This is a genomic window from Veillonella parvula (assembly GCF_018378075.1).
GTDB lineage: Bacteria > Bacillota > Negativicutes > Veillonellales > Veillonellaceae > Veillonella > Veillonella parvula_K.
The window spans coordinates 308,116-330,165 of sequence record NZ_JAGZYE010000001.1; the positions used below are offsets into that span (position 1 = coordinate 308,116).

A 22,050-nucleotide genomic window follows, 5' to 3' on the forward strand; every position below is an offset into this window, starting at 1 on the left:
ATATAATTCACCTACAATAAAAATCTAAATACTATACTACATAAAAAAGACCGTACACCGTACGGTCTTTTTACCTTTATATTAAGCTATTAGCAAAAATCTTAAGATTAGATATCAGCTTTAATAGCTTCTAATGCAGCATCGAAGTTAACTGCTTGAGTTACTTCAGGTACATATTCAACATAAGTTACTTTGTTATCTTTGTTGATTACTACAACGCCACGAGTTAAAAGACGAAGCTCTTCAATCAAGAAACCATAGTTTTCACCGAAGGAAGCATCTTTGTGGTCAGACAAAGTAACAACTTTATCTACGCCTGCAGCACCACACCAACGTTTTTGAGCGAATGGTAAGTCCATAGAAATTGTCAATACGACTACATCTTCGGAAAGTGCTGTTGCATCTTGGTTGAACCAACGAGTTTGAGCATCACAAACACCTGTATCAAGGGAAGGAACAACGGAGATAACTTTTACTTTACCTTCGAAGTCTTTTAAAGTTTTAGCTTGCAAGTCATTGCTCAATACAGTGAAGTCTGGAGCTTGTTGACCTACTTTAATTTCTGGGCCAACTAATGTGATAGGGCCACCTGCAAATGTTACTACGCCAGTACGTTTTTCCATGTTGTATTCCTCCTAAGAGTTTTAATTCTAATTATGTAAAATATAATTTCTTTATATGCATAGTATAACATTTACATTACCATAAGTAAACTAAAAAATTCGATATAGTATTAATTAAAAAGATCGTTACGATTGATTACTGTAAAAATTTAAAGAGGCCATTTAACTAATATTAATATTGATGAAATAGAACTACTACTGTAATAAAATATTTAATCTAACTGTTATACGTATAGGTGTATTAATGTATCATAAAAAATGTGTATACTATAAAGAGAAAAGTTAACGTCATAAAATTTGTTGATTTAGCTTTTACAGTATTGATTTAAATTCATTTACAATATAATGATACTAGTAATTATATAGGCAATGATTTTGATTAGACTTAATAGGATATGTTAGAGAGGACCTATGAAACCAATAGATTTATTTATGCAGTTTTTCCGGCGTGAAGGCTGGATCTATGCCATTGGCTTAACTATGTTGATGGCAATTGACGTGGCTTTTTTATTTGTTCCTCAATTTATTGGTAATGCTATAGATACGTTGAGCAATAATAAGGAAGGGTTAGTCACTTATATTTTTTATTTCATTTTATTATTTATTATTATCACTATTTTAAAAGTTATCTCACGCAGAACCCTATTAGGCTCTATTCGTCGTATGGAGTATCTTTTTCGTGAGATTTTGTGTAGTAAAGCATTACAAGTAAAAACAACGTACTATGAGGCTAATGGACCTGGTAAGGTTATGGCGCTCATGACTAACGATGTAACATCGCTACGTGTTGCCCTTGGTCTAGGTGTAATGATTATAGTGGATATTATTTTCTATTCCATTGTGGGCTCCATAATTTTAATTCAAAAGATTAATACTGTATTAGCTTTTAAAATTATGACACCTGTATTCTTAATTATTGTGGCTATATTTGTACTAGGCAGAAAGCTACGTATTAAACAACGTAGTGCACAAGCTACTTATAGCGATTTAACAGAATTTGGACAAGAGTTATTTCAAGGGATGGATGTTATTCGCGCTTTTAATCGTGAAAGCATTATCTCTAATTCTTTTGAAAAAATAAATAAACTTAATTATAAGAAGAATATGGATGTTGCACTACTAGATGCAATATTAACACCGTTGACAAGAATTGCACCCTTTATTTGTATCAGTATTAGTATTTTTATTTGTGGACATTTAGCTGTAGAAGGCAAAATGACTATAGGCGAATTTGTTACTATTAATTCATTCATAATGTTAATTGTGGGACCTTTAATAGGGTTTGGTGGCCTTATCTCGATTGTACAAAAAGGTCTTGCTTCTTTAGATCGTATTATGGATTTCTTACATTTGCCTACAGAAACAATAGATGATACCGATGAAGTATTGCCGCTTGAGGATATTCATATTCGATATTTAGATTTTACTTATGAAAACTCTAAAGGGCATGCATTATCTCAGTTGACAACGACAATACCAAAAGGTTCTTTTATTGGTTTAGTTGGTAAACCCGGTTCTGGCAAAAGTACATTGTTTAAATTGCTTATTGGATTACAAGAGTGTCCGGAAAAATCTATTTATTTTGGCAGTCAAGATTTAGCTACTGTTTCTTTATCAAAGCTTAGAAACTCAATTGCTTATGTGCCAACACAATCTTACCTTTTAAGTACGACCATTGCAGATAATATTAAATTTGGCAAAAATTTACCTATGCACGAAACTGTAGAAGTGGCAGCACAAAAGGCAGATTTATATAGAGATTTAGGCGATTTGTTAAACGATGATTTACATGAGCTTGCTGAAGAAGGTCATGATTTATCGGGTGGGCAGAAGCAGCGAATCAATATGGCTCGCGGCTTTTATAAAAATGCGCCATATGTATTGCTAGATGATTGTTTTTCCGCTTTAGATGCAGTAACAGTTACAACCATATTAAATTCATTACATAATGTAAAAGATCAGACGATTCTATGTATTTCACAACGATTAGAGGTTGTAGAGAAAGCAGATAAAATACTAGTATTTGATGAGGGGCGTATCGTAGAAGAAGGTACTCATGAGGAATTATTAGGTAACGATGGTTTATACCGTACCTTATATGAAGCGCAGAATGGAGGGGGCCATCATGAAGAAGCGTGATCTAAGAAATGACTGGGCTCTATTCTCCTATATAACTGGCTACATTAAGCCTTATTTAGGTATTCTATTTTTAGCAACTGTTGCGCTCGCAGGAAATTTAGTACTATTACTTTTACGCCCATATTTAACTAAGCAAGTTATCGATCTTGGATTTGCCACTAATGATATCGCTGTTATTGAATACTATGCTTTAATGTATGGCTTTACTATAATTGGTAGTGTATTGTTTATCTTTGTAGAGAATTACTTTTTAAAAAGTTTTGGTCAAAAAATTATCTATAATATTCGTAGTATTATATTCCAAAAGATTCTTAATAAACCACATGATGAATTTTATAAGTTGCCAATTGGGAATTGGGTAACTCGCATTACTAATGATGTAGAGTCATTACGTACATTATATACAGATGTAATTCTGAATTTGGCAAGTAGCGGTTTAATGATTATTGGTATATTAGGATTTATGTATGCCATTAATGTACCTTTAGCAATAATCATGACAATTTTACTACCTATAATGGGTGGAATTATTTGGGTGTTTCAAAAGTTTTCTCGCAAAGCATTCCGTCAGGTAAGACGTTCTGTAGCTGCTTCTAATGCAAGCATCAAGGAACTGTTAAATTATATTGTAATCGTAAAATCCTATGGTGGCGAAAGAGCAATTGAGGAACGTTATAATACTGTTAATAAAGGTTTCTTAGAAGCAGGTCTTTTTGAGGTTACCACATTTTCTATTTTTAGACCGCTCGTAGATGGTCTATTCTTTGTTGCGTTAATTGTTATTTTTACAACTACGAATTTAATAGACTCCGTAGCTGATGCTGGTACAGTATTTGCCTTTATACAATATATGGACCGATTCTTCCAACCATTAAAGGAAATTGCAGATAAATATAACTCCCTACAAAGCGCATTAGCTGGTGCTGAAAGATTAGTTCCCTTATTAGAGGAAGAAGAGCGTCAGATGGCTAATGAAGTTCCTGATGAATTTATACATATAGAGACTATTGAATTCGAGCATGTATGGTTTTCCTATGAAAATAACGACGTTTATGCGCTAGAGGACTTTACATTCACTATTAAAGCTGGAGAATTCATCGGTATTGTAGGTCCTTCTGGTAGTGGTAAATCAACACTTTTATCATTGTTGATGGGAATCTATAAACCAACAAGAGGGGCTATCTATATTAACGGTATAAATATTGCCCAATATGATAGTTCTGTGCTTCGTCATTTAATGGGATATGTTTTTCAGCAAGCTTATCTATTTAAGGGTTCCATTAGAGATAATTTAACACTTTTTGATACATCAATTTCTAATGAGGATATGGTCAATGCAGCAAAACAAGTTAATTTGGATTCTATGATTGAACACCTTCCGGAAGGGTATGACACACCGGTTGGTTATTTAGGCTCCTTATTATCTGATGGGCAAAAACAATTATTGGCTTTTGGCCGTACCTTGATTAAAAAAACACCTATTCTATTGTTAGATGAAGCAACGGCTAACATTGATAGTCATACGGAGAAGCAAATTCAAGCAAGTATTGAAAATATTCGAGGTAGTAAAACAATTGTAAGTATTGCTCATCGCCTTTCAACAGTAAAAGATGCCAATAAAATAGTGTATATGGAATATGGTAAAATAATAGAAATAGGATCTTTTGATGAACTTATCAACTTAAAAGGGACCTTTTATAATCTCTGGAATAATCAACACAGTGGGAGTTAGTATGGAATGTATCCAATCTAAAGATAATAAGACTATTAAGCGAATTATCTCATTAGGGCAGCGTAAAAATCGCCAAAAATATGGAGAGTACATTGTTGAAGGTATTCGATCTATTCGAGATATTGCAGCTATGGGGGCAGTGAAAACAATTGTTATACGTGAATCTAAAGCGCAAGATAAACATGTATTAGATTTATTAGACTTAGATACTGTTCAATTTGTACCTAAATTTATTGCACAAGATCCAATATTTGATAAGGTGGATAATACCGTAAATGGACAAGGTGTAGTTGCTATTGTATCAAAACCAAAATACGATATGGAAAGCATTCACATTGATGATGGCTTATATATTACATTAGATGGAGTTCAAGATCCTGGCAATCTAGGTACCATAATTCGTACAGCAGTTGCATCAGGTGTAAAAGGTATATTTTTGATGAAAGGAACTGTGGACCCTTTTAATGACAAGACAGTGCGCAGTACTATGAGCGCCTTACATAAAATACCTTTATATGAGGATATTACCTTATCTCTGTTACATGATATGGTAACTGAGTCTAATATGACTACCTATGTAACTGCTTTAGAACATTCCAATCCTTATCATACTGTACGTTATGCTAAGCGAACTATGCTAGTATTAGGAAACGAAGGGAATGGCGTAACACCAGAGGTTATGAATCTATGTACAAATCGTATTATGATTCCTATGTATGGTGATATGGAATCCTTAAATGTAAGCGTAGCTGCTGCATTATGTATGTATAAAGTACAAGAACAATTGATGCCTTAGTATATATGATAAAAATTTATGACCTTATAAAAAGTCCTCTACTAGTATACAAGTAGAGGGCTTTTGTATTGATTTTTTAGTTGTGTATTTGGTACAATAACATATATCCTTTGTGGGAGAACAAAGTTCTCCCTTTTTTTCATGAAAAGGAAGATAACTATGTCCAAATTAATTGTAAATGCAGACGATTTTGGCCTTCATAGTGCAGTTAATGCTGGTATTATTGATGGTCATCGTAGGGGTATTATTACCAGTACCTCTTTAATGGCAGGAGGAGAAGCTTTTACAGAAGCCGTAAGTATGGCAAAACAAAACCCTAAGTTGGGCATTGGTATTCATATTACCTTGGTAGGTGGGGTGAAACCAGTATGTGATCCATCAGAAGTTTCATCACTTCTCACACCAGAAGGTGTATTTCCAGAGAACTATGTAGAATTTATTAAACGTATTTACTCTGGCAAAATCAATTATAGTGAATTACGTAAAGAGATTCATGGACAAATAGCTCAAATAATGGATACCGGCTTAAGGGTAACTCATATTGATGGACATCAACATATGCATGTTCTACCAACGGTATTGCCAATTGTGATTGAACAGGCAAAATCCTTTGGTATACATGCTATACGTATACCCGATGAGTCTACTGGTTTTATGAATTATATGTATTCCCCAATTCGATTTCTTGGTAAAGTTGGTTTATCAACGGTTGCGGCTAATGCGCGACCAATCATACGAAATAATTGTATGACTACAACCCAATATTTTTGGGGCATGGTAAATGGAGGCCATATAAATCAGAAATCTCTAATGGGTATCCTAAAAGCGGTAAATAAACATTCTGGTACCCATGAATTGATGGTTCACCCAGGTAGTAATAGTAGTATTCTTAGTAAGCTTTATAATTGGGGTTATCATTGGGAAGATGAGTTGCAAGCACTCTGTTCCAGTCATACGCGATTATATATAAGTCAACATGATATAGAGCTCATTAATTATGGAGACTTGGTATGAGTAAAATGATGAAGAGAGGCATCTTTATGTTTCTCTTGTTGTTGGCTGTATCAATTGGTATCATTTACTATACTATTGATTTAGATGCATTGAAAGCCATATCATCTTTTAATAGTATTTCCTTATTATTAGCTGTAGTTGCTTTAGTAGCAGGTATGTATTTTGATGGATTACGACTTCAAAGGCTCGTAAAAATTGGTGGTTACAAGTTATCGATACGAGCAGTGCTACGAGTTATTTTTAGTAATTATTTTATGGCTATGTTGACACCTGGAGCTAGCGGGGGTGCTGTCGCGCAAGTACTGGTGTTGAGAAGTTATGGCGTACCTATATCTAAAGGTACACCGATTGTATTAATACGTACCGTATTTTCCATTATGTTTTTGGTCATTATGCTGCCATTAGTATTCTTACGAGATGCTATTGAAATTCCATATATCTCTCGTGATATGCTTTTGATTTTTGCCGTGCTTGCTGTTATAGCGGCCTTAGTGGGAACTTATATATTACAGACTAAATATATGCGTCAATTTGTCTATAATCTAGCACAACGATTTAAAGCACATAACACTAAAGATTGGCTTTCTAAATTAGAAACATTAAATCAAGGTCTTGGTTTACTTTATAAACAACCTGTCCAATCTTTAATAGTTTTTATTGAATCTGGTTTGAGTTTATTATGCTTATATTGTATTGCACCCGCTTTAATGTATGCTTTCACACCAGATATTCCTATTATCGATATTTTAGATCGCATGATTTTATTAAATCTTATTTTGTATTTTGCACCAACCCCAGGGGGAACAGGCATTGCAGAAGGTCTATTTGTAGTATTATTTAGTGCCTTTGTACCTAATGGAACAGTGGGCATCATCGCTGTAGGATGGCGTGTTGTGGCTGAATATATGCCATTCTTCATCGGTATGTATGCAGTATTAACATTATATGGACGACAATTCGTTGCCCAAGAAACTTCAAGAGAACAATAAGGGAGTGTGCTCTATGTCTAAACCAAAAAAAGATAAATTTTATCTGGTTCAAGAAGATATTTTACCAGAGGCTATAAAAAAGACGATAAAAGTAAAAGAAATTCTAAAACTAGGTGAGGTTAAAACAATTAACGAAGCAGTTGAAAAAATGGATTTAAGTCGATCTGCGTATTATAAATACAAGGATTATGTTTTTCCATTTTTTGAAATTGCTCAAGGGAAAATTGTTAGTATTTATGTTTCTATGTCAAATGAATCTGGTATGTTATCAAGCGTTTTGAAAGCCATTGCTGAACGTAACGGTAGTATTTTAACGATTAATCAAGATATTCCATTACAAGGCATTGCGAATAGTAGCATTTCTTTTGAAACCAAGGATTTACAAGGTTCATTAGAAGATTTATTGCTAGATATTCGCTCTATGAAGGGTATTATCAAGGTAGAAATTTTAGGCCAAGCATAGGCTAATTAAGAGAGTAGGACGATTATGACCACTATAAAAATTGCTTTATTAGGTTTTGGTACTGTTGCACAAGGTACTTTTAACTTATTGCAAGACAATGCTGAATTAATTAAAAATCGTACAGGTGTCAATGTTGAAATTTCAAAAATTTATGTACGAAATCCAGAAAAATATAGTCATATTACATTACCAGAAACAGCTAAATATGTAACTGATATTGATGAAGTGTTAAAAGACGATTCCATCCAAATGGTAGTGGAATTGATGGGTGGTACAAGCTTTGCTAAGGATTGCGTAGAAGGAGCTTTAAAAGCTAAGAAGAATGTGGTAACTGCCAATAAAGACTTATTAGCAGAAGCTGGTCCATACTTATTAGACTTAGCGAGTAAAAATGGGGTAGATCTACGTTTTGAAGCATCTGTTCTAGGTGGTATTCCTATAATCCGCACATTATATGAATCGTTAGCCGGTAATCGTATTACTGAAATCATTGGTATTATGAATGGTACTACAAACTTTATTTTGACTAAAATGTCTGAAGAAGGTTTAAGCTACCAAGATGTATTAAAAGAAGCACAAGATTTAGGATATGCAGAGGCAGATCCTACAGCTGATGTAGAAGGCCTTGATGCAGCTCGTAAATTGGCAATCCTTGCATCTATTAGCTTTAACCGTCGTATTTTCTTTGAAGATGTAACTGTAGAAGGTATTACTTGTATTGATACTGAAGATATAAAATTTGGGAAAGAGTTTGGTTACAATATTAAATTATTAGGTATTGCTAAAGAAACTGCTCAAGGATTATCTTTAAATGTATATCCTGCATTTATTCCTACGACACATCCATTAGCATCTGTTCGAGGATCCTACAATGCAATTTATGTTAAGGGCAATGGTATCGATGATGTCATGCTATATGGTCGTGGTGCAGGTAGCTTACCGACAGGTAGTTCTGTAGTATCTGACATAATGGAAGTGGCAAAGAATGTCTCTTATAATGAAACAGGGCGCTTGAAACCGTTCTATTATGATCAAAAAGATATTTATTCTCCAGGTAAAATCCAATCTAGCTACTACTTGCGTTTAGCAGTGGATAATAAAACAGGTGTTCTAGCAAAAATCTCTGCAAAATTAGCAGAACAAAAAATTTCTGTTTTATCCATCGTTCAACGAAATATGGATCCAGAAACTGCAGTTCTTGCCATTGTTACATCTAAATGCCCAAGATCTTATATTTTAAATCTTATAGACTCTTTTAATAGCTTGCGCTCCGTTAAGGCTGTTAATAGTGTTATTCGTATTATGGAAGCTTAATTATGAATACTGTTCGTGTACAAGTACCTGCCACTAGTGCAAACTGTGGCCCAGGTTTTGATTGCTTAGGATTAGCACTAAATCTTTATAATATATTCAGCTTTACACCAGATGAAAATGCTACAGAATATACATATACTTTTGAAGGTTTTGGTGCAGATATTTTACGCGCTGAAGATCATAAAAAGAATCTAATTGGTTTCGCTATGGATCAAGTTTTTGCTACTGCTCAAGAACCAATTCGATATGGTCATATAACTTCTGAAACCTTGATTCCTCCCTCTCGTGGACTAGGTAGTAGTAGTACGGCTATAGTAGGGGGACTTTTACTGGCGAACGCATTAGTAAAGCATCCACTTTCAAAAGAAGAGTTACTGGTTATAGCAAATCGTATGGAAGGTCATCCAGATAATGTAGCGCCAGCTATTTACGGAAATTTATGTTGTGCTACAGGTTTAAAAAATAAGGTACTAAACACGGTCATTTCTATTCCTCCGGAGCTACATTTTGCTGTTGTAGTACCAGAAGTCATGGTATCTACTGAGTATGCTCGTTCTGTGCTACCAAATCATATTCCATTCAAAGAAGCTGTACAAAATGTAAGTCATGCTTCATTATTTGTAACAAGCTTAATTACGCATCAATTAAGTAATTTATCTGTTGCCTTAGATGACAACTTGCATGTACCTTATCGTAAGACATTGATTCCTCATTGTGATGAAGTTTTTGAAGCCGCAAAAGTTGCTGGAGCTTACGGTGCAACTATCAGTGGATCGGGTTCTACTCTAATTGCATATGTTGATAAAGCTCATGTACAAGAGGTAGCAAAGGCTATGGGGGCTGTATTCACAGCAAATGAGATTGAAAATAAAATATATTGCTTAGAAGCTGATACAACTGGAGCGTTAATTATATAGTTTATGGTATAATTATAGTGTTAGGCATAGTCCATAACAATAATTGGAGGAAACTATGAACAATATAAAAACAACACTTTTGTTAGCTACGCTAACGGCCATTTTAGTGGTTATTGGTGATATGATTGGCGGCAGAAGCGGTATGATTATGATGTTTGTCATATCCATGGGTATGAATTTTATGTCTTATTGGTACAGCGATAAAATCGTTTTAGCCCAATACAATGCTCAACCTGTTACTGTACAGTCTAATCCAAAACTATATGCAATGGTAGAGAAATTGACTAAAAATGGTAATTTACCAATGCCAAAGGTTTATATCATTCCCAGTGAAGTACCGAATGCATTTGCAACAGGTAGAAATCCTAGTCATGCAGCAGTTGCTGTTACAGAAGGCATCCAACGTCTATTAACTGATGAAGAATTAGAAGGTGTGCTTGCACATGAATTAACACATGTTAAGAATCGAGATACATTGATTAGTACAATTGCAGCTATGATGGCTGGTGCTATTTCTATGATAGCCAATATACTTCAATTCACTGCCATATTTGGGCGCTCCGATGATCGAGAAGGCACTAACCCTTTGGCGCTTCTTGGTACGATCATTATTGCACCTATCGCAGCTGGTCTTATTCAGATGAGTATTTCCCGTACTCGTGAGTTTTTAGCTGATGAGGGAGGCGGAGATATGTGTCACAACCCATTAGCACTGGCTTCTGCACTTGCAAAAATTGACTACTACTCTAAACATGGTGCATTGCCTAATGCAAGTAATGCTACAGCCCATATGTTTATTATTAACCCTATGATGGGAATTGGTGAAAGCTTGAGCAATCTTTTTAGTACACATCCTCGCACGGAAGAACGTATTCAAAAGTTAAAGAAACAAGCTATGAATCCAAAGTATAAAGAAAAGGTAATATTATAATTAGTATCTACTGGAGGGTATCATGCAAGAAACATTAGTTTTAATTAAACCAGATGCAGTTAAACGTCAATTAAGTGGTGAAATCCTTAGCCGTTATGAACGTAAAGGCCTTGTTATTAAAGCATTAAAACTCTTACAAGTACCTCGTGAATTAGCGGAAGAACACTATGCAGAACATAAGGAAAAGCCATTCTTTGGTGAATTAGTTGATTTTATTACATCAGGCCCAGTTCTTGCTTTTGTGTTAGCTGGTGAGAACGCAATTGTATCCGTACGTGCTTTAAACGGAGCAACAAATCCTGTAGATGCTGCCCCTGGTAGTATTCGTGGTGACTATGCCCTAACAATGGATGCTAACGTAGTACATGCTTCTGATTCTCCAGAAGCTGCTGCTCGTGAAATTCATCTTTGGTTCCCTGAATACAAATAATCTCAAGGTTGGGATCATTTAGCTTTTATTTCTACATCCATGTATATCTATAGGAGGTAATCATATGGCAAGTAGTGTTTATACAAAAACAGGTGATGCTGGTACAACTGGTTTATACACGGGAGAACGTGTACAGAAATCATCTTTACGCGTAGAAGCTTATGGTACAATCGATGAATTACAAGCTTTTTTAGGATTGGCTCGCGCTTATGCTGAAAATCCACGTGTTGCTGCTGAATTATACGATATTGAGCGAAACTTATGGACATTAATGGCTGATATTGCAAGTTTAAATACTGCTCCGGTAATTACTGAGCAATATGTAAAGCATTTAGAAAAAGTTATTGATCGCTTTGATGCAAAGTTAGAACCTTTATCTAGTTTTGTCATTCCCGGTGAAAAACAATCTTCTGCTTATTTACATGTAGCTAGAACGATTACTCGACGTGCGGAACGCGCTTTATGGCGAGTATTAGACGCTGGTGAAAGTGTTCACGAATCTAATTTAAAATACTTAAATCGTCTATCCGACCTTTGCTTTATCTTGTGTCGTGTAGAGGAAGAACTTGGAGCTGAATAAACAAAAAAAGCTATGTATTTTACATAGCTTTTTGCTCGTTATAGACCTATTGTGAAATTGTTTGGTTTAAAACATCTTGAGGGCTAGGATAGTAAAAGAAGATATGAGGAATTTCATAACGGAATTTTTCTCTTAATAAATTGGCTAATGTTGTTTCAAAGTTTATAATTTTATCAGCGCCGAAATCAAAGTCTTCAACTAATACTAATAGTTGTGCTTCAACTTGCGGTGCATTTTCAGGTAAAGCTTCTGGTGGTAGAGGAACATTCACTACTACTCGTGCAGTACCAATATATTTACCTTGTCCGTCATCGATGGCAACACGATATGTATTATCCCATAGCGTAGCCATCATTTTTAGTTTCATATTCATAATTTCCATAGTATCGCTCCTTTGTTATACTTATAATGATACTGAAATTATAAATTCTTGTATAGGTGCATTATGAAATCACAAATTATATTGTGTTCCGGTGGGGCACGCAGTGGAAAAAGTGAATTTGCTGAACGTTTAGCATTGGCTACAAAGGGGCCAAAAGCTTATGTAGCTACGGGCCAAGCTTTTGATGAGGAAATGGTGGATCGCATCAAAAAACATCAAGAGCGACGAGGAAAAATATGGAATAATTTTGAAGTACCTTTACATTTAGCTGATGAATGGGAAAATATCAGTCAATCAGCAGATGTAATTCTTATAGATTGTTTAACCATGTTCACTACCAATCACATGATGGCTTATGGCTCCATTCGTGGTCAAGAAGATGCTAATCGGTTAGAACAGACAATACTTTCAGAATTAGACACTTTATTAGACTCGATACAATCATGTGAAGGTAAAACAGTTATATTTGTGACCAATGAAATTGGGTTAGGTATTGTGCCGGATAATAAACTGGCTAGATATTTTAGAGATATTGCTGGTCGTGTGAATCGAGCAGTAGCTTCTGTTGCAGATAAACTCTATTTAACAATTAGTGGTGTTACCATTGAATTGAAATCACAGGAGGTTCATATAAATGGCTAAGAAAATCATGTTTCAAGGAACGAGTTCTAATGTAGGTAAAAGTATTCTTTGTACTGCATTATGCCGTATTTTTTATAGAAAAGGTTTTAAGACCGTTCCTTTTAAAGCACAAAATATGGCCCTCAATTCTTATGTGACAAAATGGGGCGATGAAATTGGCCGTGCTCAAGTCGCTCAAGCCGAAGCCGCTGGTATTGATCCAATTGTTCAAATGAATCCTGTGTTATTAAAACCTACAGGAAATCAATCGTCTCAAGTTGTATTGATGGGGAAACCTGTTGGCGTATATAGTGCCAAAGAATATCATACAAAATATTCACTAACCGCTTTAGATAAGGTTAAAGAATCTATTGATTTCTTAGACTCAAATTTTGATATGATGGTTATCGAAGGTGCCGGTAGTCCTGCAGAAGTTAACTTAAAAGCAAATGATATTGTAAATATGCGTATTGCCAAGATGACTCAAGCTCCAGTTTTTCTCATTGCAGATATTGACCGAGGTGGTGCTATTGCGTCCATTGTTGGTACCTTAGAATTATTAGAACCAGAAGAACGCGATCTTATTAAAGGTATCGTTATCAATAAATTCCGTGGTGATATCAAACTATTAGAACCAGCTCTTACATTTATTGAAGAAAAAACAGGTAAAAAAGTGGTAGGTGTTATTCCTGCCATTGAGAACCTCGATATTGATGAAGAAGATTCTGTTGCATTAGAGAACAAACGCAATAGTGGTACTAAAGATATTCAGGTCGTAGTTATGCAAACACCTAAAATCTCTAATTTTACAGACTTTGATGCACTTAATTATGAGCCAGATGTATCTGTCCGTTTTGTAGGCCCTGGAGATGTTATCGGTACGCCAGATTTAATTATATTACCTGGTTCTAAAAATACATTGGCTGACTTAACATATTTACGTGATACAGGCTTTGCTGATGAAATCAAAAAATTGGCTGCTCAAGGTACACCTGTTATCGGTGTTTGTGGCGGTAACCAAATGTTAGGTAAAACTATTTATGATCCGCATCATATGGAAGGTGATATCGAGGAAATTGAAGGACTTGGCCTTGTTGAATCCTCCACGACTATGAAGGCTCAAAAAACTACCCATCAAGTACAATTCAATGTATCTAATTTACAGTTTTTAAATGGTACTTTCAGGGGTGAAAAATTAGTAGGCTATGAAATTCATATGGGGGATACTACGCCACTAGCAGATTCGGTGTCTCGTTGCTTTACAATTACAAGTCGCAGTGAAGAGGCTGTCAATGTTATTGATGGTTTTATTGATGGTAATCATCAAGTAATGGGTACATATATTCACGGTGTATTTGATAATGACGAGTTTAGACGTTTTATTATCAATCAATTACGTGAACGCAAGGGATTACAACCATTAGATGTAGTATTCCATTATTTTGACCATAAAAATGCGGCATATAATCGCTTAGCTGATATTGTGGAGGAACATCTAGATATGGATTATATTATGTCTACCTTGGGATAGTAGAGGAGATATATGGAACATTTAGCAATTTTTCACTGGTTTTCAAAGTATAACTTTGTGTGCATACCAGTTTTAGCATTTTTATTGGATTTAATTATTGGAGATCCCAATAGTAAATATCATCCAGTGGCCATTATTGGACGTATAATATCTTTTTTTGAAGCCGTTCTTTATAAAGACACTGATAATGATACGAAGAAATTGTGGTACGGTGGTATTGCAGTAGGTTTAATTCTTATATCGGTATATATCATAGTATCTTTATTGTTATGGCTAGGTGGAGTAGTAGACGAATGGGTATACTATGCTTTCGAAGTAGTGATCCTCTACATTGCCATTTCTCCACGTTCATTGGCTGGCGCAGGTTTTACCATTAGTCAGTTAATAAAACAAGGTAATATTGTAGATGCTCGCAAACGTTTATCATGGATTGTGGGACGAGATACGGAAGACTTAGATGAAAGCGAAATCACTCGGGCTACAGTAGAAACGATTGCGGAAAATACGGTAGATGGTATTATTGCACCTTTTTTCTTTTTTATTATCGGTGGCCCTATGGGGGCTATTCTTTATAGAACTGCTAATACTATGGATTCTATGTTAGGCTATAAGAATCAAAAGTACTTGTACTTTGGTCGCGTAGCTGCACGCTTTGATGACATATTAAATTGGATTCCTGCCCGAATTACCTTTGTATTATTTGTAATTTCTGCATTCTTTTTACGCTTTGATGCTAAAAAGGCAATAGAAATCGGTTTACGTGATGCAAAAAAACATCCTAGTCCTAATGGGGGGTATGCAGAAGCACCTGTGGCAGGGGCCTTACATATCCGTCTAGGTGGTTACAATCAGTATTTCAAAAAAATGATCTTCCGTGAATATATGGGGGATCCTATTGAAAAGCTAAACCGTAACCATATTACTCGAACAATTTATATGATGTATGTTACGACTATACTAATGGTTATCATTAGTACAGTCATTACCTATGGGATGAATGTATAATGACACCTTTTTTTATAGCACTACAATTTTTAACGCGTTTAAAAATTGTAAATCAAACTGAATGGTCTGTAGAGGACTTTGGTAAATCTGTTGTAGCCTTTCCTTATGTGGGCCTTATTATTGGTCTCATATTAGCTATATTATATGGCGTATTATCGCCATTTATTCCGATTATGCCATTGATGTTAATTATCGTTGTGGCTGAGTTTTTAATAACTGGTGGCCTTCATGCTGATGGTTTGATGGATACAAGCGATGGTTTGTTTTCCGGCCGTGAAAGAGAACGTAAACTAGAAATCATGAAAGATAGTCGTATAGGCGCCTTTGGAGTTGTTGCTTTTGTATTTGTTACACTTTTGAAATGGCAATTATTAGCTTCGATTCCATCGGCTGAATTTATACCTATGGCACTCATTATGATGCCTTTAATGAGCCGTTGGTCTATGGTTTTTAGTATTCGATCCTATCCATATGCTAGAGAACAGGGGATGGGGGCAGCATTTGCTAATTTAGCACCTAAACATGTTATTACTTATAACACCATATCTACGTTCTTTATGCCTATTCTATTACTATTAATCGGTTTAGTATTATATACACTTTTATATGGTGCTTATGCAATTTTATCAGCACCTGATGTAGGATATTTGGTAGGATTAGGTGTGTTAGTATATGCTACTATAGGTATTTTCCAAATCAATATTGTTAGCATGCTTATTACGTATATTATTAACCGATTATTAAACCGCTATATTGTAAAAGCGTTAGGTGGCACTACTGGTGATACATATGGATTTGTTGTGGAAGTAACTGAAGTATTATTGATATTGGTATATAGCATAATTGTATCTATACTATCAGCTACGGTAGTTAATAATCCAACTATGTTCTAACTCTAAATTTTTGATTTTCAAAGTTTTAATATTTTTAGAACGTATACTTTATTTGATGTGAAAGGAGTTTAATGTGACCTATTATGTAAGAGCCCCAGGTACATGTGGGGAATTTCTACAAGGTTCTATTGATGGTCAGTCATTTTTAGTGACATGTCCAATTAATCGATACTCCTATGCATTGAGTAATGTAATACAACCTTTTTCTAAAGAATTTTGTGCACTTCAACCAAAGTCTGCACAAGCTCGTAAATTAGTACAAGAGTTGGTCCAAGAAAAAAAGAAAAATCAAATTTGCCCGCCTGTGTATGTAAGATCCGATATTCTACAAGGAAAAGGCATGGCTTCAAGTTCGGCAGATATTTCTGTAACAGCTATGGCTACAGCTTTGGCCATGGACTATGATTTATCATTAAAAGAACTTGAGCAAATTTGTCTATCTGTAGAGCCTACAGATGCCTCTTTTTATCAAGGTGTAACTCAGTTTGATTATATTAAAGGGACTATCTCTAAGCCATTAGGTATGTGCCCACCTTTAAAAATCCTCGTTTTTGACGAAGGCGGTAGCATTGATACAGTTAGCTTTAATAAACAAGCAGATTTACAAAATAAAATTTTAGAAAAAGAATCTATTATACAAGAATCCTTTGATTTGTTTAAACAGGGGCTTACAACGCATGATATAAAGCTTATTGGCCAAGCTGCTACATTGAGTGCCTTTGGCAATCAGCGTATTTTATATAAACCTAATTTATATGACTTTCACGATGTAGGTAATTCTTATAATAGTGTAGGAACAATCATCGCTCATAGCGGAACCATTATGGGACTATTATTCCCCGTTGATTATGGTCGTATTAATGATTGTAAGAATGAGATTTTGCGTAAGTTGCCACAATTAACCTATGTAGATACGGTTGAAACTACGAATGAAGGATTAACTTATATCAAACGATAAAGTATTTCATAGAAAGAGAATAGTATGTCTAAAATACATGGGGGCAATATCTTTCAGTTTGCCCATGAACAACGAATTGAACCATATGAGGTTATTGACTTTAGTGCTAATATCAATCCACTAGGCCCTAGCCAACGAGGCTTATCTGCATTAGAATCTCAATTGCGATATATATCACATTATCCGGATGCTACAAATGATGATATATTAAATGCCATTGCTGATATCTATGGTATGAATAAAAATCAAATTGTAGTTGGCAATGGAGCGGCAGAGCTATTATATGCAATTTGTCGGTTACCTGGCTATACGGGCGCTTTTGTTCCCGCACCAGGTTTTTCTGAATATAAAGCAGCTTTAGAAGCAAGTAGAATTCCAGTACGCGATATTTATTATAGACCACGGGAAGATGAACATGGAAAACCTTATTTTGAGGTTCCTTATTTAGCATTAGAAACTTTTGCAGCTGAGTTAAAGGGGCAAGATGGTCGTATTATTGTATTTCTAGGTAATCCCAATAATCCAGATGGTACGTTACTTGATAAGAATCATATTCGTACTATTGCAAGCATGCTGAAAGATGCTAATAGTTTACTTGTTATAGATGAGTCCTTTATCGATTTTGTTGGTAACGACACATTACAAGATAATGAATACTCCATGCGCTCCCTAGTTAACGAGTTTGATAATATTATCGTGGTTCATTCTTTTACAAAATTCTATGCCGTGCCAGGGCTACGAATTGGTGCTGCTTTCAGCAATCCTCTTATCATTGAGCAACTAAATAGTTTTATTCCAACTTGGTCTGTTAACACATTAGCTCAATCCTATACAGAGGCGGCTTTGAATGATGTAGAGTATGTGAAACGAACAAAACAAGTATTACATGAAGAGCAACTTTTTATGTATAACTCATTAGATACTATAGATGGTATTACTATATATCCGCCTTCAGCTAATTTTATGTTGTTCCACATTGAACAAGAAGGAATAACAGCAGAGTCGATTAATGAAGCGCTTAAAAAATATAATATGATTGTTCGCAACTGTGATTCTTATATGGGATTAAATAATCAATGGGTTCGCGTTGCAATAAAAGATCATGATACTAATGTTAGGTTAGTAGAAAAATTAACAGATATTTTGAAAGTATAGGAAGACTATGAAGACATTGTATATTGTGCGCCATGGTGAAACTGATTGGAACAAAATGGGAAAATACCAAGGCATCACAGATGTTCCACTTAATGAAAATGGTTTAAATCAAGCAAAGGCATGTGGTCAGGCTCTTAAAGATGTTAAATTTGATCGCATATTATCTAGTGATTTGAGTCGTGCTTTAGTTACAGCTGAAGTCATTCGCGGTGAACGTACTACTCCTATTACGGTAGATAAACGCTTACGAGAACTTAATTTTGGTGATTGGGAAGCTATGTTATTTTCAGATATCGAAGATCGTTGGCCTGGTTTGATAGATGAAATGTATTTGCGACCACATCTAGTTAAGGTTCCTAATGGTGAAAGCTTTAAGAATTTACAAGACCGTGCATGGGCAGGTCTAGAGGAATTCATCAATGTTAATAATGAGGAGGAAACACTTCTCATTGCTTGTCATGGTGGAACTATACGAACATTATTGTGTAAATTATTAGATATTTCCATTAGTCATTGTTGGAATTTTAGTCAAGGTAATACAGCAATAAATCGTATATTCTATAATGGCATGGGAGAATTTGATCATAATATTTTAAACTTGCTCAATGATACAGCACACGTAGATGTATTACAAGGTCATGCATAATGCGACTAGATAAATTATTAGCCAATAAAGCTTATGGTAGTCGAAAAGAAGTCCATCAAATCATAAAAGATAGAAGGGTTACCATCAATGGTAGTATAACAACGAAAAAAGATACTCATATTGATATTGATGTTGATATAGTTGCTGTTGATGGTAAGATTGTTAGTACTACTCAACTATATTATGTAAAATTTCATAAGCCAAAGGGCTATGTTACCGCCGTAGAAGATTCTAGTCACCCTGTTGTTATGGATTTACTCCCTCCAGAATTCATAAAAATGGGAGTAGTTCCAGTAGGCAGATTAGATAAGGATACAGAAGGACTTTTACTATTAACTAATGATGGTGTGTGGGGACATTCTATCATCAATGGTAATAAACATGTGCCTAAGGTTTATTACGTAGAATTTGAAGGAACGCTATCTGATGAAGGTATACAACGTATTAAAGAGGGAATTCTTCTTGGAGATGGTACGCAATGTAAACCGGCAGAAATTGAATTTGTATCGTTACATTCAGTACATGTAACAATTGAAGAAGGTAAGTATCATCAAGTTAAGCGCATGATTGGTGCTGCAGGTGGTACTGTAACATATTTGAAACGTCTTACGATTGGTCATATTGATTTAAGTGGCATTGAAGAGGTTGGTTCTGCAATGGAATTGACCGTTGAACAGATAGAGGGCTTTAAAAAATAGCATAAAATTCTATTCAATATAGGTATTTTATGGTAAGATTAATTGTACTTTATAGACTAGGAGCAAGATTATGAATGGATTAAATCTGCTACAACAGTATATTAAAGAGCAAGAATTAACAGGCGTCATTTTAATAAGCCCTATAAATCTACATTATTTTGCAGGCTTTACTGGTACTATAGGCTTTGCTATCATTACTCAAGATAAAGCCTTTATGATTACTGATTTCAGATATACTGAACAAGCAACAAAACAATGTGAAGGGTACACAGTTATTCAATATGAAACAACTGTTATGGATACTCTTGTAGATATATTCAATGAACATCATATTCACGAAGGTTTATTCGGTATAGAAGGCAAACAAATGCCTGTGGATACGTATGAAACTTTATGTGATACATTAGATGAACGCTTTAATTTTACATCTATCAATTTTGCAAAACTACGTGCGGTTAAGCGTGAAGACGAATTAGACTTATTGCGTAAAGCCGCTAAAATTGGTGATGATGCTTTTGCTGCCTTGCTACCACAACTAAAGGTAGAGATGACAGAAAACGAAGCGCGCATTATATTAGAATCAGAAATGTTAAAACGTGGATCAGAGGAACCTTCCTTTGCAACCATTGTTGCTTCTGGTAATCGTTCTAGTATGCCTCATGGTGTAGCCAGTGATAAGGTCATTGAAGCAGGTGATTTTGTTACCTTTGACTTTGGTGCAGTATATAAGGGTTATCATTCTGATATGACTAGAACTATTGTAATGGGGCCTGCCTCTGAATTACAAAAGAAGCTGTATGGTATAGTTTTAGAAGCACAAAAACGTGGCGTAGCTGCAGTTCGGGCTGGTATTACTGGTAAAGAACTTGATGCAGTTTGTCGTGATTATATTAAAGAACATGGATATACCAAGGAATTTAATCATGGTACTGGACATGGCGTAGGTCTTGAGATTCACGAAGAACCAGTAGCCAATACTAAATCCGATACGGTATTTACAGAAAATATGATCATTACGGTAGAACCTGGCATTTATATAACAGGTACTATCGGATTGAGAATAGAGGATAGTGTCATCGTCAAATCTGACGGCTATGAGGTGTTGACACATAGTCCAAAAGAGTTAATTGAAATAGGTATTTAGAAGGAGAAGAGTTAGATGATTTCCAGTAATGATTTTCGTCCAGGTGTAACCGTTGAAATTGACGGTAATGTATGGCAAGTAGTTGATTTCCAACACGTTAAACCAGGTAAAGGTGCTGCATTCGTACGTACTAAAATGAAAAACTTGCAAACTGGTTCTGTAGTTGAGCGTACATTTAATGCAGGTGAAAAAGTGCCTAAAGCACATGTTGATCGTCGTCGTATGCAATACTTATATGAATCTGATGGCTCTTATACATTCATGGATAACGAAACTTATGATCAAGTTGAACTTACCCTTGAACAATTAGGTGATGCTAAAAACTTCCTTCTTGAAAATATGGAAGTATCCATCATGTTCTTCCAAGGTATCGTAATCGGTATTGATTTACCTGTAGCTGTTGAACTTCGCGTAGTTGAAACAGATCCTGGTATCCGTGGCGATACTGCAACTGGTGGTAATAAACCAGCCGTATTAGAAACAGGCTACACTGTAAAAGTACCTCTCTTCATTGAAGTAGATGATGTACTTCGTATTGATACTCGTACAGGACAATACATCGAACGTGCCTAATACTCATTGATATGTATTGGGGCAAGATCTTTTCAAGGAATCTTATTCCCCATATATCGTAACATTTGCACTGTAAGCACTTGTCGTCTATGTAATTATATATAGGGACAGGTGCTTTTTTTGAAAGAGGCCAGTATGACCAAGAAAAATACTGAACTAGAGTCGGGTAAGATTAAGATTAATGATGATGTATATGCTACAATTGTAACAATGACAGCGCTTGACACAAAGGGAATTCATCATATGAGTTCCACCTTTAATGATGGCGTTAACACTTTTTTTAGACGTAAATCCGATCATGAAGGTGTTAAGATATCCTTTAACGATGAAGGAGCAATATCAGTTACACTATATGTGTGCATTCAGTATGGATATCGTATTCCTGATGTTGTTTTACGTCTACAAGAGCGCATTAAAACTGCTTTAGTCTCTTATACAGAAATTGAGGTTCAAACTATTGATGTAGTTGTACAAGACATTATTTTTGATGATTTAGTAACACCTCAACAGCCATAG

General features: G+C 35.2%; 24 protein-coding genes. 22 read left to right on the forward strand and 2 right to left on the reverse strand.

Annotation, left to right across the window (positions count from 1 at the left end; translation table 11 throughout):
• Positions 1 to 107: 107 nt before the first annotated feature.
• On the reverse strand, positions 108 to 623 hold the full coding sequence (tpx, locus tag KH286_RS01460) for a thiol peroxidase (protein ID WP_004695758.1): 516 nt from the start codon (positions 621 to 623) through the stop codon (positions 108 to 110).
• Between the two features lie 411 nt (positions 624 to 1,034).
• Between tpx and KH286_RS01465 the strand changes: the two genes are divergently transcribed.
• The 11 genes from KH286_RS01465 (at position 1,035) to KH286_RS01515 (ending at position 11,928) form a co-directional block, all read left to right on the forward strand.
• Positions 1,035 to 2,762, forward strand: coding sequence for an ABC transporter ATP-binding protein (locus tag KH286_RS01465; protein ID WP_278617536.1), 1,728 nt, complete (start codon positions 1,035 to 1,037; stop codon positions 2,760 to 2,762).
• Positions 2,749 to 4,494: an ABC transporter ATP-binding protein gene (locus KH286_RS01470; RefSeq protein WP_278617537.1), complete on the forward strand. Its 1,746-nt coding sequence runs from the start codon at positions 2,749 to 2,751 to the stop codon at positions 4,492 to 4,494. Before KH286_RS01465 ends, KH286_RS01470 begins: the two co-directional genes overlap by 14 nt.
• A 1-nt stretch (position 4,495) precedes the next feature.
• Positions 4,496 to 5,290, forward strand: a complete 795-nt coding sequence (locus KH286_RS01475) for a TrmH family RNA methyltransferase (RefSeq protein WP_278617538.1) — start codon at positions 4,496 to 4,498, stop codon at positions 5,288 to 5,290.
• Positions 5,291 to 5,449: 159 nt separating this feature from the next.
• On the forward strand, positions 5,450 to 6,304 hold the full coding sequence (locus KH286_RS01480) for a ChbG/HpnK family deacetylase (protein ID WP_004695765.1): 855 nt from the start codon (positions 5,450 to 5,452) through the stop codon (positions 6,302 to 6,304).
• The gene (locus KH286_RS01485) at positions 6,301 to 7,293 is read left to right on the forward strand and encodes a lysylphosphatidylglycerol synthase transmembrane domain-containing protein (RefSeq protein WP_004695768.1); all 993 of its coding nucleotides are present in this window, start codon (positions 6,301 to 6,303) and stop codon (positions 7,291 to 7,293) included. The genes KH286_RS01480 and KH286_RS01485 overlap by 4 nt, the downstream gene beginning before the upstream one ends.
• A 13-nt stretch (positions 7,294 to 7,306) precedes the next feature.
• The gene (locus KH286_RS01490) at positions 7,307 to 7,756 is read left to right on the forward strand and encodes an ACT domain-containing protein (RefSeq protein ID WP_004695770.1); all 450 of its coding nucleotides are present in this window, start codon (positions 7,307 to 7,309) and stop codon (positions 7,754 to 7,756) included.
• A 24-nt stretch (positions 7,757 to 7,780) separates the two neighbouring features.
• Positions 7,781 to 9,070 (forward strand): homoserine dehydrogenase, encoded by a 1,290-nt coding sequence (locus KH286_RS01495; protein WP_004695772.1) that lies wholly within the window; start codon positions 7,781 to 7,783, stop codon positions 9,068 to 9,070.
• A 2-nt stretch (positions 9,071 to 9,072) separates the two neighbouring features.
• Entirely contained in the window at positions 9,073 to 9,987 is a 915-nt protein-coding gene (gene thrB / locus KH286_RS01500) for a homoserine kinase (protein WP_278617539.1), read from the forward strand.
• 55 nt (positions 9,988 to 10,042) lie between these two features.
• Positions 10,043 to 10,918 (forward strand): zinc metalloprotease HtpX, encoded by an 876-nt coding sequence (htpX, locus tag KH286_RS01505; protein ID WP_278617540.1) that lies wholly within the window; start codon positions 10,043 to 10,045, stop codon positions 10,916 to 10,918.
• Between the two features lie 22 nt (positions 10,919 to 10,940).
• Positions 10,941 to 11,348, forward strand: a complete 408-nt coding sequence (ndk, locus tag KH286_RS01510; protein WP_004695778.1) for a nucleoside-diphosphate kinase — start codon at positions 10,941 to 10,943, stop codon at positions 11,346 to 11,348.
• 64 nt (positions 11,349 to 11,412) lie between these two features.
• Positions 11,413 to 11,928: a cob(I)yrinic acid a,c-diamide adenosyltransferase gene (locus tag KH286_RS01515; protein ID WP_004695779.1), complete on the forward strand. Its 516-nt coding sequence runs from the start codon at positions 11,413 to 11,415 to the stop codon at positions 11,926 to 11,928.
• A 46-nt stretch (positions 11,929 to 11,974) separates the two neighbouring features.
• On the opposite strand, the gene KH286_RS01520 is transcribed toward KH286_RS01515, so the two are convergent.
• Positions 11,975 to 12,310 carry a hypothetical protein gene (locus KH286_RS01520; protein WP_004695781.1) on the reverse strand — a complete coding sequence of 112 codons (336 nt, stop codon included), beginning with the start codon at positions 12,308 to 12,310 and terminating at the stop codon, positions 11,975 to 11,977.
• A gap of 63 nt (positions 12,311 to 12,373) precedes the next feature.
• On the opposite strand from KH286_RS01520, the gene cobU reads away from it, so the two are divergent.
• From cobU to KH286_RS01575, 11 genes are all read left to right on the forward strand, one after another.
• Entirely contained in the window at positions 12,374 to 12,952 is a 579-nt protein-coding gene (gene cobU, locus KH286_RS01525; protein ID WP_004695782.1) for a bifunctional adenosylcobinamide kinase/adenosylcobinamide-phosphate guanylyltransferase, read from the forward strand.
• Positions 12,945 to 14,462, forward strand: a complete 1,518-nt coding sequence (locus KH286_RS01530) for a cobyric acid synthase (RefSeq protein ID WP_004697395.1) — start codon at positions 12,945 to 12,947, stop codon at positions 14,460 to 14,462. The genes cobU and KH286_RS01530 overlap by 8 nt, the downstream gene beginning before the upstream one ends.
• A 12-nt stretch (positions 14,463 to 14,474) precedes the next feature.
• Complete coding sequence (gene cbiB, locus KH286_RS01535; RefSeq protein ID WP_278617541.1) at positions 14,475 to 15,467, forward strand: adenosylcobinamide-phosphate synthase CbiB; 993 nt, start codon at positions 14,475 to 14,477, stop codon at positions 15,465 to 15,467.
• The gene (cobS, locus tag KH286_RS01540; RefSeq protein ID WP_278617542.1) at positions 15,467 to 16,360 is read left to right on the forward strand and encodes an adenosylcobinamide-GDP ribazoletransferase; all 894 of its coding nucleotides are present in this window, start codon (positions 15,467 to 15,469) and stop codon (positions 16,358 to 16,360) included. The genes cbiB and cobS overlap by 1 nt, the downstream gene beginning before the upstream one ends.
• Positions 16,361 to 16,433: 73 nt before the next feature.
• The gene (locus KH286_RS01545; RefSeq protein WP_021148137.1) at positions 16,434 to 17,318 is read left to right on the forward strand and encodes a serine/threonine protein kinase; all 885 of its coding nucleotides are present in this window, start codon (positions 16,434 to 16,436) and stop codon (positions 17,316 to 17,318) included.
• Positions 17,319 to 17,342: 24 nt separating this feature from the next.
• The gene (locus KH286_RS01550; protein WP_278607196.1) at positions 17,343 to 18,473 is read left to right on the forward strand and encodes a pyridoxal phosphate-dependent aminotransferase; all 1,131 of its coding nucleotides are present in this window, start codon (positions 17,343 to 17,345) and stop codon (positions 18,471 to 18,473) included.
• A 7-nt stretch (positions 18,474 to 18,480) separates the two neighbouring features.
• Positions 18,481 to 19,119, forward strand: a complete 639-nt coding sequence (cobC, locus tag KH286_RS01555; protein WP_004697091.1) for an alpha-ribazole phosphatase — start codon at positions 18,481 to 18,483, stop codon at positions 19,117 to 19,119.
• The gene (locus KH286_RS01560; protein ID WP_008713895.1) at positions 19,119 to 19,817 is read left to right on the forward strand and encodes a pseudouridine synthase; all 699 of its coding nucleotides are present in this window, start codon (positions 19,119 to 19,121) and stop codon (positions 19,815 to 19,817) included. The genes cobC and KH286_RS01560 overlap by 1 nt, the downstream gene beginning before the upstream one ends.
• Positions 19,818 to 19,887: 70 nt before the next feature.
• The gene (locus tag KH286_RS01565; protein ID WP_278617543.1) at positions 19,888 to 20,961 is read left to right on the forward strand and encodes a M24 family metallopeptidase; all 1,074 of its coding nucleotides are present in this window, start codon (positions 19,888 to 19,890) and stop codon (positions 20,959 to 20,961) included.
• 15 nt (positions 20,962 to 20,976) lie between these two features.
• Complete coding sequence (efp, locus tag KH286_RS01570) at positions 20,977 to 21,534, forward strand: elongation factor P (RefSeq protein ID WP_004695799.1); 558 nt, start codon at positions 20,977 to 20,979, stop codon at positions 21,532 to 21,534.
• A gap of 135 nt (positions 21,535 to 21,669) precedes the next feature.
• The gene (locus KH286_RS01575; RefSeq protein ID WP_004695801.1) at positions 21,670 to 22,050 is read left to right on the forward strand and encodes an Asp23/Gls24 family envelope stress response protein; all 381 of its coding nucleotides are present in this window, start codon (positions 21,670 to 21,672) and stop codon (positions 22,048 to 22,050) included.